Source organism: Kitasatospora sp. NPDC023118 (genome assembly GCF_055560875.1).
Window position 1 is genome coordinate 338582 of sequence record NZ_JBVHHW010000004.1, and the last position, 26745, is coordinate 365326.

A 26745-nucleotide genomic window follows, 5' to 3' on the forward strand; every position below is an offset into this window, starting at 1 on the left:
GTTGGCTCAGCCCTTCACGGCGCCGTCGGTCAGACCGCCGACCGCCTTGCGCTGCAGGAAGAAGAACAGGATCAGGATCGGGACCGCGAAGAGGGTCGACGCGGCCATGGTGGCGCCCCAGTCCGTGCCGAAGTTGGTCTGGAAGGACGACAGCCACAGCGGCAGGGTCTGGCTGTCGGGCTTCTTGTTCAGCCACAGGACGAGCGGGAACTCGTTCCACGCGGTGACGAAGCCGAACAGCGAGGTCGACATCAGGCCGGGGGCCAGCAGCGGGAAGATCACCTTCAGGAAGGCCTGGGTGCGGGTGCAGCCGTCCACCATGGCCGACTCCTCCAGCTCCTTCGGCACCGCGGCGATGAAGCCGCGCAGCGTCCAGATGGTGAAGGGCAGCACCATCATCATGTAGAAGGCGGTGAGCGGGACGAGGCTGTTCAGCAGGTCGTTGTCGCGGGAGAGCATGTAGACGCCGATGGTCATGACCTCCCACGGCGCCATCTGGGCCGCCATGATGACCAGCACGAAGGACTTGCGGCCGCGGAACCTCATCCGGGCGACGGCGAAGGACGCCAGGGTCGCGACGGCCAGCGAGATGAGCACCGCGCCGATGGTCACCGTGAGGCTGTTGGTGACGTACGTCCAGAAGTTGTCGGCGTGCACGGCCCGGTCGAAGTGGGCGAAGGTCGCGTCCAGCGGGAGGAAGACCGGGATCCGGCTGATGATGTCCTGGTCCTGCTTGAAGGACGTGGAGATCATCCAGTAGACGGGGAAAACGAAGAAGACGAAGAGGACGACCGCGATCACGTTCGGCCAGGTACGTCCGATGAGCGAGCGCCTCACAGCTCGTCCTCCTGCTTCAGGATGATGCGGAAGTAGTACGACATCAGCGCGGCCAGCATCAGGATGGTGAGCACCGCGATCGCGGAGCCCGCGCCGAAGCGCTGGGCGCCGATGCCTTCCAGGAAGGCGTGCACCGGCAGCGTGCGGGTCAGCCCGTCCGGTCCGCCGTGGTTGATCAGGTAGACCTGGGTGAAGGCCTTGAAGACCCAGATGATCTCCAGGAAGGTCGTGGCCAGGAAGAAGGGCTTCAGGCTGGGGAAGACCACCGCGGTGAAGGTCTTGACGGGGCCGGCGCCGTCCATCCGGGCGGCCTCGTAGAGCTCCTTGGGGATGGTGGTCAGCGCGGCGTACATGTTGATCGCCACGAACGGGATCGACATCCACACGATCAGCAGCACGATCACGAAGAAGGTCGAGTACTCGCCGCTGTACCAGTTGAAGTGGGCCATCGAGTGCCAGCCCAGCTGGTCCAGGAACCAGTCGACGACGCCGAAGTTCTGGTCGAAGAGCCAGGTGTAGACGGTGGTCGCGGCCACCACCGGCATCGCCCAGGCGAGGACCAGCGCGACCGACAGCGCCAGGCGCATCCTCTTGCCGAGGCGGTTGAGCAGCAGGCCGATCAGGGTGCCGCCGACCATGATCAGCACCACGTTGACCGCGGTGAAGCCGATCGTGCGGCCGGTGACCGTCCAGAACTCCGAGTCGGTGAGCTGCTCCTTGTAGTTGTCGAAGCCGTTCCACTCGGTCAGGTGCTGGATGAACTGCCGCTTGTTGAGGTTCTGGAACGACAGCAGGACCGTCTTGAGCAACGGCCAGCCCAGCAGGCCGATGGTGGCCACGGTGGCCGGCAGCAGCAGGAGGTACGGCGCGAGACGGGCGCCGAGGCCCGGTTCGCCGGTGGTTCTGCCGGCCTTCCCCGGAGTGCTTCCGGCGCCGTCGCCGGCGATCACGTCGGTGGTGGCCACGGCGGCCTTCCCTGTGTCCGGGGACTGTGTCCGCACCGGGTCCGAATGCACAGCCATCGTTCTCTCTTCCTCACAACCTGACCACGACGGACAGGCGCCGCCCACCGGCTCCCCGCCGGGAGCCGGTGAGCTACGCCGCTCAACTGCTTACTGCTTGGTGTTGAGACGCTTCGCGATCTCGTCGTCGGCCTTCTTGGCCGCGGCGGCGTAGTCGCCGGTCAGCGCCGCGGTCAGGAAGTCCTTGATCGGGTTCGGCTCGTTCTCGACGTTGGTCCAGGTCGGAACGTTCGGGGTGACCGCGCCGTTGGCGGAGGCCGGCAGGGCGGCCTTGGCGAAGTCGCCGGCGACCTTGCTGTTGAGCGAGGCCTTGTTCGGGATCGAGCCGGCGGCGGCGAACAGACCCTCGTTCTTGTCGCTGAGGGCGATCTTCAGGAAGCCCTTGGCGAGCTCGGGGTTCTTGGTCTGCTGGGCGATCGCCAGGTTCGAGCCGCCGAGGAAGACGCTGGACGGCTTGTCCGCGGTCTTGCCGGGGAGCGGGAAGTAGCCGATCTTGTCGGCGGCCATCTCCTCGGGCTTCGGGATCTCCCAGCCGAGGCCGATGATGGTGCCGATGTCGCCCTTGGCGAAGACGTCCTTCTGCTGCGGGGTGGCCTCGTCCTTGTCCTTCGGGGCGGTGGCCGAGTAGCTCTGCAGCTTCTTGTAGGTCTCGAAGGCCTTCTGCGCCTCGGGGGACGACAGGCCGCCGGCCCACTTGTCGCCGTCCTTCTTGGCGAACTTGCCGCCCTCGCTGGTCAGCAGGCCGAAGTAGGTGTACCACTCCTGACCCGGCATGTAGAGCGGGTCGGTGACGCCCGGGACGGCCTTGACCTTGTCCAGGTCGGCGTAGAACTCGTCCAGGGTCTTCGGCGCGGCGGTGATGCCGGCCTTGGTCCAGATGTCCTTGTTGTAGGTCACCACGCGGTTGGTGAAGTACCACGGGGCGGCGTACTGCTTGCCTTCGAGGATCGAGGACTCGTTCAGGTTCGCGGCCCAGTCCGCGCCGCCCAGGTCGCTCTTGTCCTTGGTGATGTCGAGCAGGCCGCCGGTGGCCGCGTAGCCCGCCGTCTGGGTGTTGCCGATCTCCAGGACGTCGACCGAGCCCTCGGAGAGGGCGGCGGTGACCTTCTGGCCGATGCCGTTCCACTTCTGGGTCTGGATGTCGAGCTTGGCACCCGGGTAGGCGGCGGCGAAGTCCGCCTTGACGCTGTCCTCCCAGCCCTTGGGGGCCGAGCCGTCCATCAGCCACACGGTGAGGGTCTTGCCGTCGAAGTTCTTGGCCGCCGAGGACGAACCGCCCTTGCTGTCGTCGCTCTTGCCGTCCGAGCCGCAAGCCGCGAGACCGACGACCATTGCTGCGACGCCGACCGCCGCGATGAGCTGACGCTTCACGCCATCCTCCTGAGGGATGCCTGGGTTACCCCCGTCTGGCGGCAGCGGCAGACCCACACGAAGCGGGAGAATTGGTGCCGCGGACCCCTGCGGACGGGTGGGGGGAATCATCGTTACCGGCCTAGTGGTGTAGACCAGATGCCTGGAGCTTGGCCTAGACCAATGGGCCTGTCAACGGCTGTTCGACCGATCTCGACCACCCGTTATCAAGCCGACACCGCACATCGTTCATCGCGTGATGAGGTATTCGTTCCGTAGCCATACATGCAACGATGTGACCCGTTAACGATGTGGCGGGGCTGTAAAGGGCCCCGCGAGAAGCGGGAGAACAGGTCCGATGAGCAGCGACGGGGGAACCACCGCCCAGGCCGACGACCCCGAGGTGAAGAACCTCCCGGCGCAGGCCGGCGCCGACCCGACCGCGCGCGTCCCCAAGTACTACGGCCTCAAGCGCCACCTCCTCCAGCTGACCGAGACCCAGCCCGCCGGCACCCCGGTTCCGCCCGAACGGGCGCTCGCCGCCCAGTTCGACACCTCGCGCACCACCGTGCGCCAGGCCCTGCAGGAACTGGTGGTCGAGGGCCGGCTGGAGCGCATCCAGGGCAAGGGCACCTTCGTGGCCAAGCCCAAGGTCGCCCAGGCCCTGCAACTGACCTCCTACACCGAGGACATGCGCGCCCAGGGCCTGGAGCCCACCTCCCGGCTGATCGAGATCGGCTACATCACCGCCGACGACCGGCTCGCCCCGCTGCTCGACATCAAGCCCGGCGGCCGGGTACTGCGGATCGAGCGGCTGCGGCTGGCCAACGGCGACCCGATGGCCATCGAGGTCGCCCACCTGTCCGCCAAGCGCTTCCCCGCCCTGCGCAAGAACCTCGGCAAGCACACCTCGCTGTACGCGGCGCTGCGCGAGGTGTACGGGGTCACCGTGGCCGAGGCCGAGGAGACCATCGAGACCACCCTGGCCAACCCGCGCGAGGCCGGGCTGCTCGGCTCCGACCTCGGCCTGCCGATGCTCCAGCTCTCCCGGCACTCCTTCGACGCCGAGGGCGACCCGGTGGAGTGGGTCCGCTCGATCTACCGCGGCGACCGCTACAAGTTCATCACCCGGCTGAAGCGGCCGGAGTAGCCGTACCGAGCGGCCGTACCGAGCGGCCGTACGGAGCAGGCGTCCGACGTGGGCGCACTCCGCCCTTCGGGCCCCTTCGCACCACGGGCACCGGCGCACGCGACCCGCGCGCCGGTGCCCGCACCGTTCCGAGCGGCCCAGAGGCGAGGGGGCGAGGGGGCGAGGGGGCGAGCAACCGCGTCCGGATGGCGGAAAGTTTCCGCCATTCCGGTGACATGGATCACCTCATGCTCTAGATTGCGCAGCCGTACTGACTGCCGATCACCGATGGTGCTGCTCGGCGGGCTCACGGGAGTGCGCGACCGCTCCCGGGGCTGCGGCGCCGACGGCGAGAACCCTCCGGAGCGGAGCCGAAGATGCCGTCTGACCAAGCCCCCACCGAACCTGTCATGCCCGAGCCAGCCGGGCTGCCCGTCCCGGCCGTGACCCCCGAGCGGGTGCTGGCCGGGCTCGCCCTGCTCGTGCCGATCGTCGCGATGCTCTGGGTGTCCTCGTACGACAAGACCGACCCGGCGGTGGCCGGGATGCCCTTCTTCTACTGGTACCAGTTGCTCTGGGTGCCGGTGTCGGCGGTCTTCACCGTCGCCGCCTACCTGCTGATCAACCGGGACGAGAAGGCCCGCGCGGCGGCCCGGAACGGCGGTGCGCGATGAAGGACGTCAACGTGCCGGCCCTCGTGGTCTTCGTGCTGTTCTTCGCCCTGGTCACCGTGATGGGCTTCCTGGCCTCGCGCTGGCGCCGCGCGGACGACGCGGCCCACCTGGACGAGTGGGGCCTGGGCGGGCGCAGCTTCGGGACCTGGGTGACCTGGTTCCTGCTCGGCGGCGACCTCTACACCGCGTACACCTTCGTGGCCGTCCCGGCGGCGGTGTACGCGACCGGCGCGGCGGGCTTCTTCGCGGTGCCGTACACGATCATCGCCTACCCGCTGGTCTTCCTCTTCCTGCCCCGGCTCTGGTCGGTCTCCCGGGTGCACGGCTACGTCACCCCGGCCGACTTCGTCCGCGGCCGGTACGGCTCGCGGCCGCTGTCCCTGGTCGTCGCGCTGACCGGGATCCTGGCCACCATGCCGTACATCGCCCTCCAACTGGTCGGCATCCAGGCCGTGCTGGACGTGCTCGGCGTCGGCGGCGGCGAGCACGCCAACTGGTTCGTCAAGGACCTGCCGCTGTTCATCGCCTTCGGCGTGCTGGCCGCCTACACCTACTCCTCCGGCCTGCGCGCCCCGGCGCTGATCGCCTTCGTCAAGGACGCCCTGGTCTACATCGTGATCATCGTCGCGGTGATCTACATCCCGATCCGCCTCGGCGGCTACGGGCACATCTTCGGCACGGTCGCGGAGCACTTCAAGCAGACCAGGACCGGCTCGCTGACCGTCCCGGACAACAAACAGTGGACGTACGCGACGCTGGGCCTCGGCTCGGCGATGGCGCTGTTCATGTACCCGCACTCGGTGACCGGCGTGCTGGCCTCCAAGTCCCGCAACACCGTGCGCCGCAACATGGCGATCATGCCCGCGTACTCGCTGATGCTCGGCCTGCTGGCGCTGCTGGGCTTCATGGCGATCGCGGCGGGCGTCGGCAGCGGCGTCAAGGGCTACAACTCCCAGCTCTCGGTGCCGCAGCTGTTCGCGAACATGTTCCCGGACTGGTTCACCGGCGTGGCCTTCGCCGCGATCGGCATCGGCGCGCTGGTGCCGGCCGCCATCATGTCCATCGCCGCGGCCAACCTGTTCACCCGCAACGTCTACAAGGAGTGGCTCAAGCCCGCCGCCACCCCGGCCGACGAGACCCGCGTCGCCAAGCTGGTCTCGCTGCTGGTCAAGGTCGGCGCGCTGGTCTTCGTGCTCGGCATGGACAAGCAGGCCGCGATCAACCTCCAGCTGCTGGGCGGCCTGTGGATCCTGCAGACCTTCGTGGCCATCGTCGGCGGCCTGTTCACCCGCTGGTTCCACCACTGGGCGCTGTTCGCCGGCTGGGCGGCCGGCATGGTCTACGGCACCTGGAAGGCCTACGGGATCGCCAGCCCGGCCACCAAGCACTTCGGCGGCAACGCGGACAAGATCCCCGGCATCGGCGAGATCGGCTACATCGGCCTGACCGCCTTCACGCTCAACCTGATCGTCGCGGTGGCGCTCACCCTGGTCCTGCGCGCGGTCAAGGCGCCCGACGGCCCGGACGAGACCAAGCCGTCCGACTACAGCGCCGAGGCCGGCGACGACGAGCTGAAGAACGCGCCGGAGCCCGTAGCGGCGCACTGATTGCCGCTGCGCGCGCCCTGTGATCGTGCCGCCTTCTCCGTGAACACTGGAGAAGGCGGCGCGATCATATGTATGAACAGGCGTGCACGCCGGGCACCACCAGACCGGACCGGCGACCGGCCGGAACCTGATCGACCCACGGGGAGCTCGCGGCATGGCAGAACTCGGCACCACCCTCAACGGCCAGCACCAGTCCACCCAGAGCCCGCACCACCACGTCACCGCCCACCGCCCGGCGTCGGCCACCCGGCTGCCGTCCGTGCTGATCGCCACCCGGCACGGCGAGTCCACCGCCAACGTCGAGTTCCAGCTGGCCGAGGCCGCCGGCGCGCTCAGCGTCCCGATCAGCTGCCGCGACGCCGACATCCCGCTGTCGCTGCAAGGCCAGCGGCAGGCCCAGGCACTCGGCCGCTGGTGGGCCGCCCTGCCCAGCGCCGACCGCCCGCGCAGCGTCTGGTGCTCGCCGTACACGCGCACCGCCGAGACCGCCCGGATCGCCCTCGCCCAGGCCGCCGGGCTCGGCGCCGTCCCCGTCACCCTGGCCGTCCGCTACGACGAGCGGCTGCGCGACCGCGAACTCGGCGTCCTGGAGATGCTGCCGAAGGCCGCCATCGAGACCAAGCACCCCGAGGAGGCGGCCCGGCGGCGCAAGATGGGTGAGCTGTACTACCGCCCGCCCGGCGGCGAGTCCTGGGCCGACGTCGCGCTGCGGGTGCGCAGCCTGCTGCGGGACGTCTGCGAGGAGGAGGCCGGACGGCCCGTCCTGCTGGTCGCCCACGACTGCACGGTGCTGATGCTGCGCTACGCGCTGGACCGGCTGACCGAGCAGCAGCTCACCGCGCTCGGGCCGGTGCACAACTGCTCCACCAGCCTCTGGCGGGTCCAGGAGGGGCGGCTGCGGCCGGACCACTGGAACAGCGTCGACCACCTGGCCGCCGACACCGACTGACGACCGGCCGGGATCAGCAGGTGTCGGCGAAGCAACGCCGGTAGGCCAGCGGCGTGGTGCCCAGCCGGCGCCCGAAGTGGTGGCGCAGCGCGGCCGCGTTGCCGAAGCCGCAGCGCGCGGCGATCACGTCCACCGACTCGGTGGTCGACTCCAGCAGCCGCTGCGCCAGCAGCACCCGCTGCCCGGTCAGCCAGCGGTGCGGGGTGGTGCCGGTCTCCTGCTGGAAACGCCGGGCGAAGGTGCGCGGCGACATGTGCGCCCGGGCGGCCAGCTGTTCGACGGTGGCCTCCTCGTCCAGGTGGTGGCGCATCCAGTCGAGCAGCGGCGCCAGCGAGTCGCCGTCCCCCTGCGGCAGCGGACGGTTCACGAACTGGGCCTGCCCGCCCTCCCGGTGCGGCGCCACCACCATCCGGCGGGCGATACCCCGGGCCACCTCCGCACCCTGCACCTTGCGCACCAGGTGCAGACAGGCGTCGATGCCGGCCGCCGTACCCGCCGAGGTGACCACCGGGTCGTCGTCCACGTACAGCACGTCCGGCTCGACCACCGTCCTCGGGAAGCGCTCGGCCAGCTCCTCGCTGTGCCGCCAGTGGGTGGTCGAGCGGCGGCCGTCCAGCAGCCCGGCGGCGCCCAGCACGAAGGCGCCGCTGCAGATGGACAGCACCCGGCCGCCGTTCGCCACCACCGCGCGCAGCGCCTCCAGCAGCGGCTCCGGGTACCGCTCGCGGACCGCCGAGGCCGTCACCACCGCCAGGTCCGCCGCGGCCAGCCGCTCCGGGCCGTACGGGACGTCCACCGCGAAGCCCGAGTGGGTCGCGTGCGGGCCCGGACGGGCTCCGGCCAGCGCGAAGTCGTACCCGGGCAGGCCGTCCGCGGTGCGGTCCAGGCCGAAGACCTCGCAGGCCACGCCCAGTTCGAAGGGGTGGACCTCCTCCAGCACCACCGCGACCACGTTCTTCAGCATGCCGACCAGCATGCCCCGGCCGACCGGATGCGGGGAAGGGCCGGGGTGGCAGGATTTCGAGGCAAAAGGTCATTCCTGCCACTCGTGGGCACCCGCACCGCCCGGCCACAGTGGTGCCCATGGAACCCGGCACCCTCGCAAGCGCACTCGGCCTGGCCGGCGCCGTCGGCGGCTTCGGCCTGCTCGGCACCCTGATCGGCCGCGAACTCTCCCGCGGCCCCGCCGCCGGCCGCGACAACCACCACCGCCCGGGCGGCTACCCCGCCGACCTCGACCGCCCCGACCGGCTGTACGGCACCATGCCCGCTGCCTCGCTGCGCCCCTCCGCCGACCCGGCCACCCTCCCGGTCCGCTCCACCCCCCAGATCAGCACCCCCCACGGCTCCGGCACACTGACCCGATGGACTTCCTCATCCGCCAGGCCCTCCCGCGCGACCTCGAAGAGGCCGGCCGGATCACCGTCGAGGCCTTCGTCGGCGACGGCTACACCAAGCCCACGAGCGGCTACGTCGACCTGCTGCGGGACGCCGGACGCCGCTCCCGCGAGGCCGAACTCCTGGTCGCCGTCGACCCGGCCGACGAACGGGTCCTCGGCTGCGTGACCTTCGCCGTCGGCGGCACCGAGTGGGCCGACATCGCCACCCCCCGGGAGGGCGAGATCCGGATGCTCGCCACCGCCGCCGCCTCCCGCGGCCGCGGCGTCGGCGAGGCCCTGGTGCGCGCCACCGTCGCCCGCAGCCGCGAACTCGGCCTGGCCGGCATGGCCTTCTCCACCCGCCCCGAGATGACCGCCGCCCACCGCGTCTACGAGCGCATCGGCTTCGTGCGCACCCCGGCGCGCGACTGGGCGCCGTACCCGGGGATGGACCTGATGGTCTACACCATGACGTTCTGACACCCCACGGCGGCTCACCGGCCGTCCCCCTCCCGGTGACCGGCAGACGATCACCAGACGTCTTTTGATATAAACCACAGATCAAGACACGTCTCATTGACACGTCGCGACAGTCGATCGACCCCGGGGGGACGCACCACATGGACGACGCGCCCGGACTCGGCGCGCCCGGAAGCGGCCCCACGCTCCAGGACATGCGCGAAGCGCGGGGCCTCCAGGCCCCGACCGCCAGCCGTTACGCGATCCCCGCGCCGATCCCCGAGCCGCGCGGCCCGCTGCCGCCCTCGGTCCGCTTCAAGGCGGTCGACGGGCTGCGCGGCCTCGCCATCGCCTCCGTGCTGCTCTACCACACCGACTGGTTCCAGAACGGCCTGTTCGGCGTGGACGTCTTCTTCGTGCTCTCCGGCTTCCTGGTCAGCCTGGTGCTGATCCGCGAGCTGGACCGCACCGACGGCATCCGGCTCGGCGTCTTCTATCGCCGCCGCGCCAAGCGGCTGCTGCCCGGCCTGCTCGCCACCATCATCCTGGTCGTCGCGCTGTCCGCCCTGGTCAGCCCGCTACGGGACGTCAAGGACCTGCGCCCGCAGGCGCTCGCCGCACTGGCCCAGGTCGCCAACTGGGCCCAGCTGGCCCGCGGCGACGCCTACTGGCAGCACTTCGCCTCGATCGACCCGCTCGCGGCCATGTGGTCGCTCAGCATCACCGAGCAGTTCTACCTGGTCTGGCCGCTGCTGCTGCTCATGGTCTTCGGCCTGTGCCGCCGCTCGCTGCGCGCCACCGGCATCGTCACCGCCCTCCTGTTCGTCGCCGCCGCGGCGGTCGCCCCGCTGCTGTGGAACGGCCACAACAGCGACCGCCTCTACCTCGGCACCGAGAGCCGGGCCGTCGGCTTCGCGGCCGGCGCCACCGCCGCCTTCGGGGTCTACCTGTGGCTGCGCCGCCGGGTCCGCGCCGCGGCCGCCGACGGCGCGGACGGCGCCCGCACCCCTCGGAAGCTGCCGGGCGGTGCCGCCCTGCCCACCCTGGTCGGCACCGCGGCCCTCGGCGGCCTGGTCTGGGCCAGCCTGTCCGTCAGCTCCTACCACGAGCCCCTGCTCTACCAGGGCGGACTGGCCGTGGTCGCGGCGCTCGCCGCCGTCCTGACCGCCTCGCTCTGCTTCGACCGCGGCCCCCTGGTGTGGCTGCTGTCGCTGCCCCCGGTGCGGCTCACCGGCACCATCTCGTACAGCCTCTACCTGCTCCACCTGCCGGTGTACTGGCTGCTGCAGCACTACGTCGACGACATCTCGCCGCAGAAGCTGCTGCTGATCGGCGGACCGGTCTCCTGGGTGCTGGCCTGGCTGCTGCACACCGCCACCGAGAAGCTGCGGGTGCTGCGCTGGCGGGCCTTCCCGGCCGTCCCGCTGCTGGCCGTCACGACCGCGGTGGCCACCACCGGCGCCTGGTACCTGCCGGCCTGGATCACCCACGACATGAAGTCCGGGCCGAGCAGCAAGCCCGTGGTCCTCGTCCTCGGTGACTCCTTCGCCCAGGACCTCGCCACCGGCCTGTACCGGCAGGGCGACCGCTACCGGGTGGTCGACGGCGGGATCAGCGGCTGCGGCGTGTTCGACCCGGACAAGGTGCGCACCACCTCCCAGACGGAGTTCGAGACCAGCACGGACTGCCGCGACCGCGCCGCCGAGTGGGACCAGCGCCTCGCCTCCGCCGCGCCGAAGGCCGTCGTGATCCACCTCGGCTGGGACGCCGCCGAGCAGTACCTGGACGGCACCTGGCTCAACCCCTGCGACGAGGACTACCGCACCCGCTACCGCTCCCAGCTCACCCAGGCCGTGGAGCAGGTCCGTCGGCGCGCGCCCGGCGCCCAGGTGCTGCTGATGAACGAGCGCGTCGAGAACGGCGCCATCAGCAAGACCTGGGGCACCTGCTACAACCAGCAGGTCGGCGACTTCGTGAAGTCCGCCAGCGGCACCGTCCGGCTGGTCGACCTCGACACCTTCTACTGCCCGTACGACACCTGCGTCTGGAAGGACAAGGACGGCCACTGGGTCACCCCCGCCAACGACGGGGTGCACCTGACCCCGGCCGGCATGCGGTTCGTGACCCCGTGGCTGGAGAAGCAGATCGCGGACGCGCTGTCCGGGGCCCAGCCGGACCACCCGGCCGGCCCGGCGCCCACCGCGGCCCCGACTCCGTCGGCCACCCCGACGCCCACGGCCACGGCCACCCCGACGCCCACGGCGAGCCCCAGGCCCACGGGACGGCCGACGACCACGGCCAAGCCGACCCGGACGCCGACCGCCAAGGCGACGTCCGGCGCCGGCGAGCACCCGGCCGGGACCCAGCCGTAGCCGGGCCCGCGGCCGGGACTGCGGCCGGGGCCGGGGACCGCTACTGCTGCGGGACCTCGTAGGTCTGCGCGAAGCAGTCGCGGATCGCCTTCTCGGAGCCCGGCCGCCCGGCGTAGTCCATCCGCGGCGTGTCCGGGTTGGTCGGCAGGGTCGGGTCGATGCCGAAGTACAGCGACCAGAAGTACAGCCCGCGCAGCTTGCGCTCCTGCGCCACCTGGCAGACCGCGGTGAACCAGGTGGCCTGGACGGCCTCGTTCAGCTCGGTCTTCTTGTAGTACTCACCGGGCGTCTTGTACGCGCCCTTCTGCGCCGGGATGCCCACCTCGGTGAGCTTGGTGGCCGGCTGGGGACCCTTGCCGCGCTTGTCGAGCCAGGCGTTCCAGCTGGCCTTCAGGTCGGCGATCGGGGCGTCGTCGTCGGAGTTCTTGGCCGGCGGGTAGGCGTCCACGCCCGTGCCGTCGACCGGTATCGCTATCGGGCCGTTGGACCAGTTGTCGAAGTTCGCGTCGTACACCAGCTCGCCGTGGAAGGTCTTCCGGGCCTCGTCGATCAGGCCCTGCCAGTGCGGGTCGCCCTCCAGCGAGTTGAACTCGGTGCCGACGGTGAACTCGGCCGCCGAGTGGTCCTGGGCGGTCTTCAGGTACGGCGCCAGGAAGGCGGCGTAGCTGGTGAACCAGGCGTCCCGGTCGGCCGGCGCGATGTTGCCGCGCCACTTGAGGGTGTGGACGTAGTCGAACACCTCCTCGTCCATGATCGGACGCACGGTGGTGCGCAGCCCGGCCCGGTGGGCGGCGTCCAGCAGCAGCGCGAGGCGCTCCGGGCTGGGCGAGGTCGGCCGGGCGGCGACGGCGTTCGACTTGGTGCCCGTGGTGTAGTACGGGAACGACACCGACAGGGAGTTGGCGTTCAGCCCGACCACGTACTTGACGATGCGGTCGACCTTGCCCTGGACGAAGCTGTCAGGGTCCGCCGGGTCGTCCAGCCAGTACACCTGCACGCCCCACTCGGGGCTGCCCTTGGTCCACGGGCGGGCCACCTTGGGGCCGGTGTCCGCGGGGGTCGGCGGCGCGTCCTTGCCGAAGCCCCAGACCCGGCCCTGCTCGGTCGGGGCGCCGGCCCAGTGCACCTCGGTGGGGCGCCGGTGGTCGAACCTGATCGGGTGGTCACCCCAGACCATCGGGACGACGACGGTGATGCCGAGCACCAGGCTCGGCAGGACGAAGATTGCGGGGCGTTTCACTGTCGTGGTTTCCGATCAGGCCGGCTTGGCGATGACGACGAACTTGTTCTCCTCGCGCTTGAGGAACTTGATCAGCCCCCGCAGGCCGCCCCAGCCCTCCAGGAAGGAGAACACCGGGATGCAGGCCACCACGACGATCGGCTCCCACCACTTGCGCCGGTGGTTGGCCGAGGCGACCACGTTCAGCCGCAGCCCCTCCCAGTAGGTCCAGATCACGTAGGCGAAGTTGATCGCCCACAGCAGCACCACGGACTGGGTGACCGGCGAGGTGTTCCAGGTGCCGGTGAACCAGGCCACCATCAGCACCAGGCCGACGTGCTGCAGCGGGCCGAGCACCCAGCTGACCATGCCCATCCCGATGAACAGCCGGTACCGCAGCGGGATCGTCTTGTTGAAGCACAGCGCGACCAGGCCCCAGGCCCAGCGCTCGCGCTGCTTGAGGAAGTCCTTGACGCCGGCCGGCGAGGCGCCGTAGCAGCGCCCGTTGAACCAGTCGCTGCGCCCCGGGTAGCGCTGGCAGAAGTTCAGCGCCATCTGGGCGTCCTCGACGATGGTCTTCGGCCCGAAGTCCCAGCCTATGGTGGCCTCCACCGAGGAGCGCACGATCAGCAGCTCGCCGTGCACGCCGGCGATCGGGGTACCGGTGCCGGTCATCGCGCGGAAGCGGGCGATGTCGTCGGCCGGGCGGATCGCGTCGGCGAGCCAGGTGAAGGTGGAGACGGCGTTCTCCCGCGGGTACGTCAGGATGCCCTGCGCCATGTGCTTGGCGTCGTCCCCGGCCCGGCGCTGCCGGTTGACGAACTGGGCGACGGCGGCGGCGGTGTCCGGCCCGACGCCGGTGTCGTCGTCCATGTGCAGCACCCAGACGTCGTCCTCGGCCTCGCCCTCCTCGATCCGCAGCTCGTGCGAGTAGTGGTTGGCGCGGGCCTTGAACTTGGTGCCGTTGGCCGTCTCGTACGCCTTCGGCACGGTCACCACCCGGATCAGCGGGTGGCGCTCGGCCAGCTCGTCTATCTTCTCGGCGGCGGCGCAGCCCTCCTCGGTGAGGATGTCCACCCGCATCCACGGGAAGTACGGCGGCAGGTGCTCGACGTACGAGAGCACCGAGCGCTCCAGCGCCGGGTAGGTGTCGTGGCGGCCGATGGTCGGCACCAGCACGATCAGGAAGTCGTCCTCGGCCGGCGCCGGCGGGGTCATCCGGTCCACCTGGCGCAGCCGCCGGCGGACCATCAGCACGCCCTGGAAGCCGATCAGCACGCCGAACACCGGCATGCCCCACAGGATCGTGATCGCCCAGCCGAGCGGGGTCGGGTTGGGCACGTACGCCCAGATCGAGAAGGTGAAGATGATCAGGAAGGCGACGTAGAACGGCAGCACCCTGGGCTTCCACGACATCTGTCGCTCGGCGAGCCGGGCGGCCTCGCGGGAGGTGGTGAGCACCGTCCGCACGGGGGCTGTCGATGTCATGGTGAAAGTCGTTCCTCGTCTGGTGTGGGTCCGGTCCCCGGGCGGGGCACGGGTTCTTCGCGGTCGGTCAGGCCTGCGGCGGGCGGTCCGCGGGCGGGGCGTCGGCCGGCGGCGGCACGACGGGGCCGGGCGCCACCGGGCCGGGGGCGGCCGGCCCCGGGGGCACCGAGCCGGGGGCCGGCTGGCCGGGCGCGGGCGGGGCGGGCGCGGGCGGGGCGGCGGGCCACTGCTGCTGGGCGATGGTCGGCTGGTACGACGGCGCCGTCCGGGTCGGCTGCTGGGCATACGGGACGGGCTGCGGCGGCACCGGCTGGGCCTGCTGCGGCTGGACCGGCTGAGGCTGCGCGGGCGGCCAGGCGCCGGGCTGGGGCTGCTGCGGCGCGACCGGCTGCTGCTGCCACGAGGGCTGGGCCGGCGGCTGCTGCGGCCATCCGGGCTGCGGCTGGACCGGCTGCTGGGGCTGCACCGGCTGGGGCTGGGCGTACGCCACGGGCGTCGGCGCGGACGGCACGGTCTGCATGATCGACCAGTGCGCCTCCCCGCCCGGCGCCCCCGCGCCCTCCGGCTGCTCCCGCCACTTGGAGCGGGCCAGCAGCAGGATCAGCGCCGCGGTGACGACCACGCCGAGCGCGAAGGTCGCGAGCTTCAGCCCGCCCTCGGTGGTCCCGGTGAACCACTCCCGCTGCGGCTTGTCCAGCAGCGCGCCGGTCAGGCTGCGCACCCGGTTGTAGCCCTCGACCAGCGCCACACCCGCCGCCACCCCGAGCGCCCAGTTGCGCCCGCGCAGCAGCAGGAGCCCCGCGACCAGGTACAGCAGGCCGTAGTTGAGGCTTCCGGTCTCGGCGTCCACCGAGGTCCCGCCGTAGTAGAAGATGCCCTTGAGGTACGTGGCGAAGCCGACCTGGCCGAAGCAGTTGTACGCCGCCCAGCCGAGCAGCACCACGCCCCAGCCGATCGCCAGGCCACCGGCCCCACGCATCGGACGCGTCTGTGTCATCCCCTACCCCGCCCCTTCGACCCTATCCCGACCCCACCCAGCCCTCGGTTTCGCCGCCACAGGATGCCACACGGCGCAACTGACCCGGAATTCCACCCGTTCGACGAATCCCGAGGAATCCCGGCGGACCTCGCCGGACCTCGCCCGCCCTCAGCGGACGTGCAGCCCACCCCAGTCGATGCTCCCGCCGGACGAGCCGGAGCCACCGGTGATCGCCAGCGGGCTGTGATAGGTGGCGTTGACGTCCGCGCCGGAGTTGCGCGGCTGGTCCGGGGCCAGGTTGTTCGCGGTGAGCGACTGCCCCCAGACCGTCCAGATCGTCCAGGGCGTGCGCCGCAGGGTGTCCGGCTGGCGGGAGTTGACGGGCACGGCGAAGGACTCGGCCAGCATCCGCGGCTTGTCGTAGGCGGCGAGCCCGTCGTAGTAGCGCTTGGTCCACACCTCGCCGGTGCCGATCGGGTGCGCCGGACTGCCGCTGTAGTCGTCCACCCCGACCACGTCGACGTACTGGGCGCCCGGGTAGTAGTCCCACGGGTCCACGCCCGGGGCGCCGTCCCAGGACACCGGCGTCCAGACGAACAGCAGGTTGTGCAGGCCCCTGGTCTCCACCAGGTACTTGTAGGTGATCTTCCACAGCGCCTGGTAGTCGGCCGGCTTCTGGCCCGCCCACCAGAACCGGCTGGAGCAGTCCTGGACGTTCATCTCGTGGTACGGGCGCAGCAGCACCGGCACGTCGTGGGCGGCCAGGTACTCCAGGTGGTCGGCCAGGTAGGACAGGTCGGTGATCAGCGCGCGGTACTCGGGAGTGTCGTGCGCGGCGTCCACGACCCGGCCGAACCAGCCCGGGTCCTTGGCCGCCGGGGAGTTCGAACAGAGCACCCGGTCGAAGGACTTGACGTCCGATCCGGGGTAGGGCTCGTGGAAGGACATGCCGACGATCCCGGCCGGGGCGCCGCCGTTGTCCGGCAGTTCGGTGCTGCTGCCGTCGCAGTTCTGCTGGACGCCGGAGCTGCCGTAGGTGCCGTCGTCGGCGCGCGGGTGGCCGGACCAGACGGCGGTCATCAGGTCGACGGCGTCGTCGGTGTACTGCCAGCCGGTCCGGCAGGTGGGCCAGCGGCCGGCCGAGTAGGAGCGCGGGTTGCCCACGCCCCAGGCGTTCTGGCCGTAGCCGGGGCCGAGGTCGGTCTCCAGGAAGCCGGGCAGCCTGCCGGTGATGTCGGCGGCCTTCTTGTAGTAGTAGCCGACCTGCTTGGTGCCCCGGTAGTCGCCGTACTCGGGGTTGTTGCGCTCGTTGTGCGCCTCGACGTGCTGGCCGATCACCGTGCCGCCGCTCTGCCCGGTGCGGGCCTGGCTCTCCAGGTCGGCGAGGAACTGCTGGACGGCGCGGGCGTTCGGCGAGGCCTGCGGGTCCCGGGCGAGCAGGTCCCGGCCCACGTCCGGCGGCAGGGTGCGTCCGGGGGCGCCGACCGACACCGGTACCCGCGCGGGCTGTTCGCCGTCGGCCCGGTCGTCCCGGCCCAGCAGCGCGAAGGTGCCCGCGACGACCACGATCCCGGCCGCGGCCAGGACGGCCGGCTTGCCGCGCAGGGCACTGGGCAGGGCCACGACCGCTCCTCCGGTTGCTTGCCGGTACCGACCCCCACGGACGCAACCGGAACACACGTACGAATGACTCCCGAGAGCCTGCCACACTCCCCCGGTCCCGGCGAACGGATCCGCCGGCACCAGGGTGTCACGACAGGTCAGCCGGCCGGGGTGGCCGCCGGTGTGCCCTGCGAACCGGGCGTGGCGGAGCCCGCCGCCTTGGCCCGCCGGAGCAGCTGGCCCTTCACGTGCTCGGCGAAGCCGGAGGCCGCCGCGGTCGCGGTGGCATCGGGGGCGTTTCCGCCCTTCGCCGAACCCTCGACGGTGAAGTAGGCGTACCGGCCCAGGCTGCCGTGCGTGCTGGTGCAGCCGGGGTTGGCGCAGAACGCCGGGGCGCCGGCCGCGGGAAGGCCCTTGAGCTGGCCGGCGTAGTTCTTCATCGCGGTCTCGGCCTGGATCTTGTGGTCGAAGACCGCGACACCGACGGTCACCGCGCTGTCGCCGGAGACGTACGTCGCCCGGAGCACCTTCTGGCAGCCCTGGTCGCCGAGGATCTTGCCGAGACCGCCGGTGGTGGAGTTGCCGTCCCAGCAGGGCTGGTCCAGCGAGACCACGGTCCGGTTCCAGGTCGCGCCGCTGACCGTCACCTGCATCGCGGAGAACAGCGCCCCCGCGTCCTGCGGCGCCGGGTCGGTGGCGGCTTCCCAGATCGGCTTCGACGGGTCGTCCGTCTGGCCGCCCGGGGTCGCGCTCGCGCTCGACGGCCCGGGGGTCGGCTTGCCCGAGGCGGACACGGTGGTGACCGGACCGCCGCCGGCCTTCTTGGTGTCGTCCTTCTTGCCGAGGAGCATCACGCCGCCCGCGGCCAGGCCACCCACCAGGACGACGGCGGCCACGATGCCGATGACCCTCATCCGGCGCTTGCGCTTGCCGTCAGCCTCGTTGCGGTCCGCCAGCGCCTCCCAGTTCGGCTCGACGCGCTGCGGCGGCACGGGCTGCTGGGGCGGCTGCTGCTGCCACTGCGGCTGAGGGGCCGCCGGCTGCACCGGCTGGGGCTGGGGCTGCGGCTGTACCGGCTGGGGCTGCGCGACCGGCTGGGGCTGCGGCTGCGGTACCGGCGGGACCGGCTGCGAGAGCGGCTGCGCGGACGGCACCACCGGCCCGTACGAGGCCGGCGGCGGGCCGAAACCGCCGCTCGGCGGCGGCACCGGACCCGGCACCGCCGACTGCTGATTCTGTACGCCCCCCGGCCCGGCGGGAGGCGTTCCCTGCGGCCCGTGCCCAGGTACGCCGGTTCCGTCGCTCATGCGCCCAGATCGTAGGGCATCCCCCCGACCGTCGATCCGTCCGGTGACCATTCCGTGCCGAAACCAGGACGCGGGCGTGCGGATCCGACCCGCCCGAGGCGCGGATCCGGGCGCCGGACGGGCACGAACCGCCACCCGCCCCAGTACCGCCGGTCATCGCGCCAACACACCACGCCGCACTACATGTGGTGCCGCATCAGTGAGACACCACTACATGTATGCTCACTCCTGCTGTCGATGCAGGGGAACCCGGCGGGAATCCGGGACTGCCCCGCAGCGGTGTGCGGGCGGCTCCAGCAGCCGTGTCCGCGAGTCCGAGTACCTGCCGACCGCGTGCCCACGGCCCTCCCGCAGAGGCCGCGCCAGCACCAGCAGTACACCTCCGGGCCTCGCGGGCGGGCCGGGGAGACACCGTCGCGCGACGCCGTTTGCGTTCGCGCCGTGCTCCCCTGCCCAGACCGGTCCGGTGCCACCCGATCACCGCCGCCGATCGCCGCCAGGAGAGAGCGCCTTGACCACCGCTGCCTCAGCCACCCTGCCCGCCCAGGGCTCCGGTACCGCCTTCACCGACCCGACGGTCTCCGACCCCGGCGGAGCGCTGCTGCGGCTTCTCACCGACCGCAGCGCCGACCTCACCGAGGTGGACCCCGGCCATGTCGCCGCCGCCGCGCTGCGCGGCCGCCACGCCGGCTCGGACTTCGCCGAGCTGCGCGGGCTGGCCGTGGACGCCGCCGCGTCGATGATCGCCGAGGACCCCCAGTACTCGAAGCTGGCGGCCCGTCTGCTCGCACTGGAGATCGTCGACGAGGCGAACAGCCAGGGCGCGGTCTCCTTCTCCGCCTCGATCGCCGTCGGCCACACCGAGGGCCTGATCGGCGACACCACCGCGGCCTTCGTCGCCAAGCACGCCGCCGCCCTGGACGCGCTGATCGACACCGCCGGCGACGACCGCTTCGAGTACTTCGGTCTGCGCACCGTGCAGTCCCGCTACCTGCTGCGCCACCCGATCACCCGCAAGGTGATCGAGACCCCGCAGCACTTCCTGCTCCGCGTCGCCTGCGGCCTGGCGGTCGGCGACTCCGAGCAGTCGGTGCGCGAGGTGGCCGAGCTGTACGGCCTGATGAGCCGCCTGGAGTACCTGACCTCCTCGCCGACGCTCTTCAACTCCGGCACCCGGCACCCGCAGATGTCGAGCTGCTACCTGCTCGACTCCCCGTTGGACAACCTGGACTCGATCTACAACCGCTACGCGCAGATCGCCCGGCTGTCCAAGCACGCCGGCGGCATCGGCCTGTCCTACTCGCGCATCCGCTCGCGCGGCAGCCTGATCCGCGGCACCAACGGCAAGTCCAACGGCATCGTCCCGTTCCTGCGCACCCTCGACTCCTCGGTCGCCGCGGTCAACCAGGGCGGCCGGCGCAAGGGCGCGGCCTGCGTCTACCTGGAGACCTGGCACGCCGACATCGAGGAGTTCCTGGAGCTGCGCGACAACACCGGTGAGGAGGCGCGCCGCACCCACAACCTCAACCTGGCGCACTGGATCCCGGACGAGTTCATGCGCCGGGTCAACGCCAACGCCGACTGGTCGCTGTTCTCCCCCGCCGACGTGCCCGAGCTGGTCGACCTGTGGGGGGCTGACTTCGACGAGGCCTACCGCAAGGCCGAGCAGGCCGGCAAGGCCGTCCGCACCATCCCGGCGCAGACCCTGTACGCCCGCATGATGCGCACCCTGGCGCAGACCGGCAACGGCTGGATGACCTTCAAGGACGCCTCCAACCGCGCCGCCAACCAGACCGCGCTGCCGGGCCGCACGGTGCACTCCTCCAACCTGTGCACCGAGATCCTGGAGGTCACGGACGACTCCGAGACCGCCGTCTGCAACCTCGGCTCGGTCAACCTCGGCGCCCACGTCGCTGCCGGGGCTTCCGCCGACGACCTGCTCGGCGCCATGGACTGGGAGCGGCTGGACGCCACCGTCCGTACGGCCGTGACGTTCCTCGACCGCGTGGTGGACATCAACTTCTACCCGACGGTTGAGGCCGGGACCTCCAACTCCCGCTGGCGGCCGGTGGGCCTCGGCGTGATGGGCCTGCAGGACGTCTTCTTCAAGCTGCGGATCGACTTCGACTCGGCCGAGGCCGCGCGGCTGTCCACGCTCATCGCCGAGCGCATCATGCTCACCGCCTACGAGCGCTCCGCCGACCTGGCCGAGCAGCTGGGCCGCCACGAGGCCTACGGCGAGACCCGCGCCGCCCGCGGCGAGCTGCACATCGACCACTTCCCGACGGCCGCCCCGCAGTGGGCCGACCGCTGGACGGCGCTGCGCGCCCGCATCGCCGTCACCGGCCTGCGCAACTCGCTCCTGCTCGCGATCGCCCCGACCGCGACCATCGCGTCCATCGCCGGCGTGTACGAGTGCATCGAGCCGCAGGTGTCCAACCTGTTCAAGCGCGAGACCCTGAGCGGGGAGTTCCTCCAGGTCAACCCGTACCTGGTGCGCGAGCTCAAGGAGCTCGGCGTCTGGGACCAGCAGACCCGCGACGCCCTGCGCGACGCCAACGGCTCGGTGCAGGAGTTCAACTGGCTGCCGGAGGAGGTCCGTTCGCTCTACCGGACGGCCTGGGAGCTGCCGCAGCGCGCGCTGATCGACCTGGCCGCGGCCCGCATGCCGTACCTGGACCAGAGTCAGTCGCTCAATCTGTTCATGGCGGCGCCGACCATCGGCAAGCTCAGCTCGATGTACGCCTACGCGTGGAAGGTCGGTCTCAAGACCACCTACTACCTGCGCTCGCGCCCGGCCACCCGCATCGCCCAGGCCGCCTCCGGTGCCGCCCGCGCCGCCGCGCCCGTGCCGGTGAACACCCCGACCCTCACCCCGGAGCAGGAAGCCGCCATCGCCTGCTCCCTGGAGAACCCCGAGTCCTGCGAGGCCTGCCAGTGAGCACCCCGAACGAAGACCGCAAGATGCTGCTCGACCCCGGCTTCGAGCTGACCCTGCGCCCGATGCGCTACCCGTCGTTCTACGACCGGTACCGCGACGCGATCAAGAACACCTGGACCGTGGAGGAGGTGGACCTGCACTCGGACGTCGCCGACCTGGCGAAGCTGAGCGAGGGCGAGCGCCACCTGATCGGCCGCCTGGTCGCGTTCTTCGCGACGGGCGACTCGATCGTCGCGAACAACGTGGTGCTGAGCCTCTACAAGCACATCAACTCCCCGGAGGCGCGGCTGTACCTGTCGCGTCAGCTGTTCGAGGAGGCCGTCCATGTGCAGTTCTACCTGACGCTGCTGGACACCTACCTGCCCGACCCGGAGGACCGCGCGGCTGCCTTTGCTGCCGTGGAGAACATCCCCTCCATCGCGCAGAAGGCCAAGTTCTGCTTCAAGTACATGAACGCGGTCGACCACATCGAGTCGCTGCAGACGAAGGAGGACCGCCGCGCGTTCCTCCTGAACCTGATCTGCTTCGCGGCTTGTGTGGAGGGCCTGTTCTTCTACGGCGCCTTCGCCTACGTGTACTGGTTCCGGAGCCGGGGTCTGCTGCACGGCCTTGCGACCGGTACCAACTGGGTGTTCCGCGACGAGTCCATGCACATGGACTTCGCGATGTCGGTCGTGGACACCGTTCGCGAGGAGGAGCCCGACCTCTTCGACGACGAGATGGCCAAGCAGGTCACGGAGATGCTGGAGGAGGCCGTCGAGGCCGAGCTCCAGTTCGCCCAGGACCTGTGCGGTGACGGTCTCGCCGGCATGAACACCGACTCCATGCGCCAGTACCTGGAGGCTGTTGCCGACCAGCGCCTGGCCCGCCTCGGCATGCCGATCCGCTACGGGTCGACCAACCCGTTCGGCTTCATGGAGCTCCAGAACGTCCAGGAGCTGACCAACTTCTTCGAGCGCCGGGTCTCGGCGTACCAGGTCGCCGTCGAGGGCTCGGTGTCCTTCGACGACGACTTCTAGGAAGCAGGGTTCAGCGGGGGAGCGCCGCTCGGCGCTCCCCCGCTTCTCCGATGGGCCAGCTCGGCCCGTCCTCATCGCGCAGCCACGCCCACTGCTGCTCCGGCGTGACGGTGATCCCGTAGTCGTACGGCGTCGGGCGGCCGTGAGCCTCCCACTGCGACCAGGCAGTCAGCAGTTCGTCGCCGATGCGCTGCGGGCCGCCTTGGTGCAGCACGGTGCTGCCGTCGCCACGCGCGGACAGCGCCGCCCACGACGCGTTGCCGTCGTGGATCCAGGCGTTGACGCCGTCCTCGTCCCGGCTGGTGATCAGGATGGCGTCCGGAACGGCGACGCGCACCGCGAAACGCAGGTCCCAGTCGTCGGCGAGCGGGGCGAGGTCGCATTCGATGAGCCGCTCGGTGTCAGGGCCGCCGGTGCCACGCACTTTCGTGTAGCCGGTCGGCACCCAGACTGGGCCAGACCGGTCAGCCATGAACTGTCCAAGCCCCTGCACCCAACCGCTCGCGCTGTAGCCGTCGGGGGCCACTGTGAGCGCCACGTGGCCAAGCCGTCCCCAGGGGTAGACGATCCGACCGCCCGGTCTGGCGGCCTTGATCCACGCGTACGGAACGGTCTCGACCGCGTAGGTCGCATGGATCCGGTCGAACGGGCCGCCGGGCGGCACACTGCTGGTGCCGTTGCCCACGAGCGTTTCGGCATCAACCCCGGTGGCGCCGAGCCGTCGGCGGGCGGACACCACGAGGTCTTCATCGATCTCCGTGGAGACGACCAAGCCGGGCCCGGCGCGCCACGCGGCAAGCGCACAGCTCCACCCCTGGCCAGTGCCGATGTCCCACACCGTGTGGCCGGGCTCCAGCCTCAGGCTGTCCAGCATGTCGGCGACCACAGCGGGCGCCGAGAGGCTCGATGACGGAAGCCCGGCGGTGACCTGGGTGACCGCCGCCGCATCCGGGCCGGCGTACACCTCGTCCGCCCACCCGGCCGGATCGGTCGCCCGGTCGAGCGGCACGTAGCGGTGGCCGTCCCAACGCCAGAGCCGATCCGGCGCGAACGCGTCGCGAGGCAGCACGGCCATGGCTTCCCGCAACCACGGCGAATCGGCCGGCCAGGCCGCGCGCTGCTCCATCACCGCGTCCAGCCGCGTGCGGCGGTCAGCCAGGTCGCCGCTCACTTCTTGTGCTTTCCATCGCTCGGCGGCGGGGGCGGGACCTGCCCGTCGGCATTGCCCGGCGGTGGGGTCCCCTGGCCCGGGTCCGGCGGCGGCTTCTCGTGCTCACCCATACTGCGCTCCCTTCGGGTGCAGAACACGTCCGGTTGCCCATCGTTGCCTGGCACCGATGGGCAACGGTAGAAGCGCAGAGACTCACCCGGGGCGTGCAATTCCGAGGTGCGCGCTGGTTCAGATGACGACGCCCCGCACGGCCACAGCCCGTGCGGGGCACCTCTGTTGTTTCAATCGGTCGGAAACTCGCCGGACTTGACCCCCGCGACGAGCGAAGCCCAAGCATCAGCCGGGAAGAGCAGAGTCGGCCCGCCAGGGTCCTTCGAGTCACGGACCGGCACAAGGCCGACCGCACGCTCCCCATCCGCGAGGCCCACCGCGACTTCATCCGCATCTGCATCGGCCCCGCCGGCGGCCAGGGCGTCGCCCGCTGTCTCGACCGGGGCGGCAGCTGGAGCACCACCCTCTACGTCGGCGACATGACCGACTAGACCGCCCACCCCATCACCATCACCACCCACCACCCCTGAACTCCCCTGTCCCCGCGCGACGCCGTCGCCCCCGCCCTGGACGCACCCCCTCGGTAGCGGCCAACTCCCCCGCCCGGCCCGCCGTTCACCCCGGGCGGGCGGTGACGGCACCGCGCGCCGCCCGTCCGAATGAACTCCCGGGCCACACCGGCACACCGCATCCGTACACGACCGACACCCGGTTACCGTCCGGCCCACAGCCGAACGAAAGGGGCACCCCGTGACGACCGGAATCCTCGACTACGAGAGCGACGCCATCGTCCAGCTCATGAGCATGGCGGAGGAGGAGTGGACCGAACAGGAGCTCAAGGACGCCCTCCAGCGGGCGATCATGCTGGAGGTGTCGACCATCGCGCCCTACGCCACCGCCCTCTGGTCGATCACCGACCCGGACAACAGCAAGCCGGTCCGTCACACCATCCACGAGATCATCCTCGACGAGATGTACCACTTCGGGCTGGTCTGCAACATGCTCACCAGCATCGGCGGCACGGTCGTCCTCACCAACCCGCTCACCGTCCCGAAGTACCCGGGCGAGCTTCCCGGCGGCGTGAATCCCGGGCTGACGGTCTACCTCAGCGGGTTGAGCCGCGACTCGGCCAAGCTCTTCTCCGACATCGAGAAGCCCGAGAACCCGCTCGCCTTCGCGGCCGACGGCAACACCATCGGCGCCTTCTACCAGCGCATCGCCAACGTCTTCCCCACGTTCGCCCACCTCCTCACCGGTCAGCGGCAGGTGACCTCCTCGCCCGGGCCGAACCGCAACATCACCGCGATGAACACCATCGACGACGTACTGAAGGCGATCAACATCATCCAGGCCCAGGGCGAGGGGACCACCGCCTCCCCGGAGGACCCCTTCCCCAGCGCCCCGGGCGAACTCGCCCACTACTACGCCTTCAAGGAGATCGCCGTCGGCAAGAAGCTCGTCTTCAACGACATGACCCAGAAGTTCGAGTTCACCGGAGACGACGTCCCGCTGCCGGACACCTTCCCGGTCGCCCGGGTGCCCAAGGGCGGCTGGCCCCGCACGGGCGACCCCAACTCGCCCGACCAGCCCACCGCCAAGCTCCTGGACGCCTTCAACCAGCAGTACAGCGACATGCTGCGCGCCCTCGAAAAGGCCTGGAGCGACGACCCGTCCGCGATCGGCACCGCGATCGGCCTGATGTTCCAGATGCGCGCCACGGCCCAGCAGATCGAGGTCGTCAAGCTCCCCGCCGACCCCGGCTCCACCTACGGCCCCGAGTGGCTCCTCGTGTAGCCGGACAGCGCGAAGGCCGGTACGGAAGATCCGCACCGGCCCCGAACTCCCCGGCCCCCGGCCGGCGTTCGCACCGGCCGGGGGCTGCCGCACCTGCGCCGCTAGGCGTGCGCAGGACGCCGGGAAGCCGACGTGACTACCGCCGGTCCGCTCACCACACCACCGGCAGCCGCTCCGGCAGCCGCTTGATGAACCCCGGCCGCCAGGCCAGCTGTTCGGCCGGAAGGGCGAGCCGCAGCCCCGGCAGCCGCTCGACGAGCGCGGCGACGGCGATCTCGGCGTGCGTGCGGCCGAGCGCCGAGGCCGGGCAGAAGTGGCGGCCCGCACCGAACGCGAGGTGCGGGTTGCTCGGCCGGTCGAAGTCGATCCGCTCCGGGTCAGGAAAGACCGCCGGGTCGTAGTTGGCGCCCTCGACCAGGACGAGCACGAGCTCGCCCTCCTTCACCAGCACGTCGCCCACCTGCACGTCCGCGAGCGCGAGCCGCGGCAGGGCGTCGCCGATCGACAGGTTCACCCGCAGCAACTCGTCCACCGCGCGCCCGATCAGCGCCGGCTCCCGCCGGAGCCGGTCGGCGAGTTCGGGCTGCTCGCACAGGTAGATGATCGCGTTCAGCAGGAAGGACGAGGTCGACACCGCGCCCGCACCGAACAGCGACAGTGCGACGGTGGCGAGCAGCTCGTCGCCGACCCGGTCGGAGACGTCCGGGGAGCGGCGCAGCGCGGCGAACCGGCCGAGCAGGCCGTCCACCGGTTCCGGGTCGGCGTTGAGCCGCCCGAGCATGTAGTCGAGGTCCTTGTACCAGTTGGGGGTCGAGCCGGCGAAGGGCACCGGGCTGGTGAGGAAGGCGACGTCGATGCCGGCCATCAGCCGCCGCCAGTCGTCGGCCGGGATGCCGAGCAGCCGGCAGTGCAGTGCGGCGGAGTAGGGGTCGGTGAAACCGTCCCGGAGTTCGCCGGGGGCGCCCTGGGCGACGATCTCGTCGATCAGCCGGTGGGCCTCGGCGTGGAGCCAGCCGTCGAGTTCGCGGTCGGCTCGCGGGGAGAGGGTCTTCATGACGGCGTTGCGCAGCCCGGCGCTGTTGATGTTGCCCATGTTGTTGACCACCTCCGGCGGGACGGTCAGCGCGTACTGGCGGGGGACACCGGGGTTGGCGGTGTCCTTGAGGCTGAACCGCTCGTCCTCCAGCACCTGTTCGGCCAGCGCGTAGCTGCTGATCAACCAGGCCGGATCGCCGGTCAGGGTACGGACTTCGGCGATCGGCGCTTCCTCTCGCAGTCGGTTCACCTCGACGGGGAGGACGTCGCCTCGCCGGGAGAGCGGGAAGGCGATGTCGGTAGTCGGCGGGTGGGGAACGGTCATGGGCGTGTCTCCTTGGGGAAGTTCGCGGTCCGAACG

The 26745-nt window shown here is 71.0% G+C and carries 21 protein-coding genes and 1 riboswitch; of the genes, 9 read left to right on the plus strand and 12 right to left on the minus strand.

Annotated features, from left to right (window positions below; translation table 11 throughout):
• Positions 1–6 precede the first annotated feature (6 nt).
• The 3 genes from ACZ3UD_RS07795 to ACZ3UD_RS07805 all read right to left on the minus strand — a co-directional run bounded on the left by ACZ3UD_RS07795 (position 7) and on the right by ACZ3UD_RS07805 (position 3230).
• On the minus strand, positions 7–837 hold the full coding sequence (locus tag ACZ3UD_RS07795; RefSeq protein ID WP_465583515.1) for a carbohydrate ABC transporter permease: 831 nt from the start codon (positions 835–837) through the stop codon (positions 7–9).
• Positions 834–1859, minus strand: a complete 1026-nt coding sequence (locus tag ACZ3UD_RS07800) for a carbohydrate ABC transporter permease (protein ID WP_465583518.1) — start codon at positions 1857–1859, stop codon at positions 834–836. The genes ACZ3UD_RS07795 and ACZ3UD_RS07800 overlap by 4 nt, the downstream gene beginning before the upstream one ends.
• A 90-nt stretch (positions 1860–1949) precedes the next feature.
• On the minus strand, positions 1950–3230 hold the full coding sequence (locus ACZ3UD_RS07805; protein WP_465583520.1) for an extracellular solute-binding protein: 1281 nt from the start codon (positions 3228–3230) through the stop codon (positions 1950–1952).
• Between the two features lie 337 nt (positions 3231–3567).
• Here ACZ3UD_RS07805 and ACZ3UD_RS07810 point away from each other — a divergent pair, with 337 nt between their 5' ends.
• The 4 genes from ACZ3UD_RS07810 (at position 3568) to ACZ3UD_RS07825 (ending at position 7568) form a co-directional block, all read left to right on the plus strand.
• On the plus strand, positions 3568–4359 hold the full coding sequence (locus tag ACZ3UD_RS07810; RefSeq protein ID WP_465583523.1) for a GntR family transcriptional regulator: 792 nt from the start codon (positions 3568–3570) through the stop codon (positions 4357–4359).
• A 389-nt stretch (positions 4360–4748) separates the two neighbouring features.
• Entirely contained in the window at positions 4749–5012 is a 264-nt protein-coding gene (locus ACZ3UD_RS07815) for a DUF3311 domain-containing protein (protein ID WP_465583525.1), read from the plus strand.
• On the plus strand, positions 5009–6619 hold the full coding sequence (gene mctP / locus ACZ3UD_RS07820) for a monocarboxylate uptake permease MctP (RefSeq protein ID WP_465583528.1): 1611 nt from the start codon (positions 5009–5011) through the stop codon (positions 6617–6619). Before ACZ3UD_RS07815 ends, mctP begins: the two co-directional genes overlap by 4 nt.
• A gap of 154 nt (positions 6620–6773) precedes the next feature.
• Positions 6774–7568: a histidine phosphatase family protein gene (locus tag ACZ3UD_RS07825; RefSeq protein WP_465583530.1), complete on the plus strand. Its 795-nt coding sequence runs from the start codon at positions 6774–6776 to the stop codon at positions 7566–7568.
• Positions 7569–7581: 13 nt separating this feature from the next.
• Here ACZ3UD_RS07825 and ACZ3UD_RS07830 read toward each other — a convergent pair whose 3' ends face one another.
• Positions 7582–8532, minus strand: a complete 951-nt coding sequence (locus ACZ3UD_RS07830) for a helix-turn-helix domain-containing protein (RefSeq protein ID WP_465583532.1) — start codon at positions 8530–8532, stop codon at positions 7582–7584.
• Between the two features lie 400 nt (positions 8533–8932).
• On the opposite strand from ACZ3UD_RS07830, the gene ACZ3UD_RS07835 reads away from it, so the two are divergent.
• A complete protein-coding gene (locus ACZ3UD_RS07835) occupies positions 8933–9427 on the plus strand; it encodes a GNAT family N-acetyltransferase (RefSeq protein ID WP_465583535.1) in 495 nt (164 codons plus the stop codon).
• 140 nt (positions 9428–9567) lie between these two features.
• Complete coding sequence (locus tag ACZ3UD_RS07840; protein WP_465583538.1) at positions 9568–11778, plus strand: DUF459 domain-containing protein; 2211 nt, start codon at positions 9568–9570, stop codon at positions 11776–11778.
• Between the two features lie 40 nt (positions 11779–11818).
• Here the strand turns inward: ACZ3UD_RS07840 and ACZ3UD_RS07845 are convergent, their stop codons facing one another.
• The 5 genes from ACZ3UD_RS07845 to ACZ3UD_RS07865 all read right to left on the minus strand — a co-directional run bounded on the left by ACZ3UD_RS07845 (position 11819) and on the right by ACZ3UD_RS07865 (position 18373).
• Positions 11819–13018, minus strand: a complete 1200-nt coding sequence (locus tag ACZ3UD_RS07845; protein ID WP_465583541.1) for a glycoside hydrolase family 113 — start codon at positions 13016–13018, stop codon at positions 11819–11821.
• 15 nt (positions 13019–13033) lie between these two features.
• Positions 13034–14485 (minus strand): glycosyltransferase family 2 protein, encoded by a 1452-nt coding sequence (locus ACZ3UD_RS07850; protein ID WP_465583544.1) that lies wholly within the window; start codon positions 14483–14485, stop codon positions 13034–13036.
• A 67-nt stretch (positions 14486–14552) separates the two neighbouring features.
• Entirely contained in the window at positions 14553–15482 is a 930-nt protein-coding gene (locus ACZ3UD_RS07855; protein WP_465583547.1) for a hypothetical protein, read from the minus strand.
• A gap of 150 nt (positions 15483–15632) precedes the next feature.
• Complete coding sequence (locus ACZ3UD_RS07860; protein WP_465583550.1) at positions 15633–17087, minus strand: glycoside hydrolase family 26 protein; 1455 nt, start codon at positions 17085–17087, stop codon at positions 15633–15635.
• 137 nt (positions 17088–17224) lie between these two features.
• Complete coding sequence (locus ACZ3UD_RS07865; RefSeq protein ID WP_465583552.1) at positions 17225–18373, minus strand: hypothetical protein; 1149 nt, start codon at positions 18371–18373, stop codon at positions 17225–17227.
• A 218-nt stretch (positions 18374–18591) separates the two neighbouring features.
• Positions 18592–18717, plus strand: a riboswitch (cobalamin riboswitch).
• 191 nt (positions 18718–18908) lie between these two features.
• Between ACZ3UD_RS07865 and ACZ3UD_RS07870 the strand changes: the two genes are divergently transcribed.
• Positions 18909–21314, plus strand: coding sequence for a ribonucleoside-diphosphate reductase subunit alpha (locus ACZ3UD_RS07870; RefSeq protein ID WP_465583667.1), 2406 nt, complete (start codon positions 18909–18911; stop codon positions 21312–21314).
• 23 nt (positions 21315–21337) lie between these two features.
• Positions 21338–22333, plus strand: a complete 996-nt coding sequence (locus tag ACZ3UD_RS07875) for a ribonucleotide-diphosphate reductase subunit beta (protein WP_465583669.1) — start codon at positions 21338–21340, stop codon at positions 22331–22333.
• Between the two features lie 10 nt (positions 22334–22343).
• Here the strand turns inward: ACZ3UD_RS07875 and ACZ3UD_RS07880 are convergent, their stop codons facing one another.
• Together ACZ3UD_RS07880 and ACZ3UD_RS07885 are read right to left on the minus strand one after the other, a co-directional pair.
• Entirely contained in the window at positions 22344–23504 is a 1161-nt protein-coding gene (locus tag ACZ3UD_RS07880) for a protein-L-isoaspartate O-methyltransferase family protein (RefSeq protein ID WP_465583555.1), read from the minus strand.
• A 281-nt stretch (positions 23505–23785) separates the two neighbouring features.
• Positions 23786–23932: a DUF397 domain-containing protein gene (locus ACZ3UD_RS07885; protein WP_465583672.1), complete on the minus strand. Its 147-nt coding sequence runs from the start codon at positions 23930–23932 to the stop codon at positions 23786–23788.
• Between the two features lie 373 nt (positions 23933–24305).
• Between ACZ3UD_RS07885 and ACZ3UD_RS07890 the strand changes: the two genes are divergently transcribed.
• The gene (locus ACZ3UD_RS07890; RefSeq protein ID WP_465583558.1) at positions 24306–25349 is read left to right on the plus strand and encodes a ferritin-like domain-containing protein; all 1044 of its coding nucleotides are present in this window, start codon (positions 24306–24308) and stop codon (positions 25347–25349) included.
• A 151-nt stretch (positions 25350–25500) separates the two neighbouring features.
• On the opposite strand, the gene ACZ3UD_RS07895 is transcribed toward ACZ3UD_RS07890, so the two are convergent.
• Positions 25501–26709, minus strand: a complete 1209-nt coding sequence (locus ACZ3UD_RS07895; protein ID WP_465583561.1) for a cytochrome P450 — start codon at positions 26707–26709, stop codon at positions 25501–25503.
• Positions 26710–26745 lie beyond the last annotated feature (36 nt).

What these genes read in the sequence shown, in the direction of transcription:
- ACZ3UD_RS07800 (WP_465583518.1), bottom strand. Translation starts at nt 1,859, where the DNA reads ATGGCTGTGCATTCGGACCCGGTGCGGACACAGTCCCCGGACACAGGG.
- ACZ3UD_RS07810 (WP_465583523.1), top strand. Translation starts at nt 3,568, where the DNA reads ATGAGCAGCGACGGGGGAACCACCGCCCAGGCCGACGACCCCGAGGTG.
- ACZ3UD_RS07815 (WP_465583525.1), top strand. Translation starts at nt 4,749, where the DNA reads ATGCCCGAGCCAGCCGGGCTGCCCGTCCCGGCCGTGACCCCCGAGCGG.
- mctP (WP_465583528.1), top strand. Translation starts at nt 5,009, where the DNA reads ATGAAGGACGTCAACGTGCCGGCCCTCGTGGTCTTCGTGCTGTTCTTC.
- ACZ3UD_RS07825 (WP_465583530.1), top strand. Translation starts at nt 6,774, where the DNA reads ATGGCAGAACTCGGCACCACCCTCAACGGCCAGCACCAGTCCACCCAG.
- ACZ3UD_RS07830 (WP_465583532.1), bottom strand. Translation starts at nt 8,532, where the DNA reads ATGCTGAAGAACGTGGTCGCGGTGGTGCTGGAGGAGGTCCACCCCTTC.
- ACZ3UD_RS07835 (WP_465583535.1), top strand. Translation starts at nt 8,933, where the DNA reads ATGGACTTCCTCATCCGCCAGGCCCTCCCGCGCGACCTCGAAGAGGCC.
- ACZ3UD_RS07840 (WP_465583538.1), top strand. Translation starts at nt 9,568, where the DNA reads ATGGACGACGCGCCCGGACTCGGCGCGCCCGGAAGCGGCCCCACGCTC.
- ACZ3UD_RS07850 (WP_465583544.1), bottom strand. Translation starts at nt 14,485, where the DNA reads ATGACATCGACAGCCCCCGTGCGGACGGTGCTCACCACCTCCCGCGAG.
- ACZ3UD_RS07855 (WP_465583547.1), bottom strand. Translation starts at nt 15,482, where the DNA reads ATGACACAGACGCGTCCGATGCGTGGGGCCGGTGGCCTGGCGATCGGC.
- ACZ3UD_RS07865 (WP_465583552.1), bottom strand. Translation starts at nt 18,373, where the DNA reads ATGAGCGACGGAACCGGCGTACCTGGGCACGGGCCGCAGGGAACGCCT.
- ACZ3UD_RS07875 (WP_465583669.1), top strand. Translation starts at nt 21,338, where the DNA reads ATGCTGCTCGACCCCGGCTTCGAGCTGACCCTGCGCCCGATGCGCTAC.
- ACZ3UD_RS07895 (WP_465583561.1), bottom strand. Translation starts at nt 26,709, where the DNA reads ATGACCGTTCCCCACCCGCCGACTACCGACATCGCCTTCCCGCTCTCC.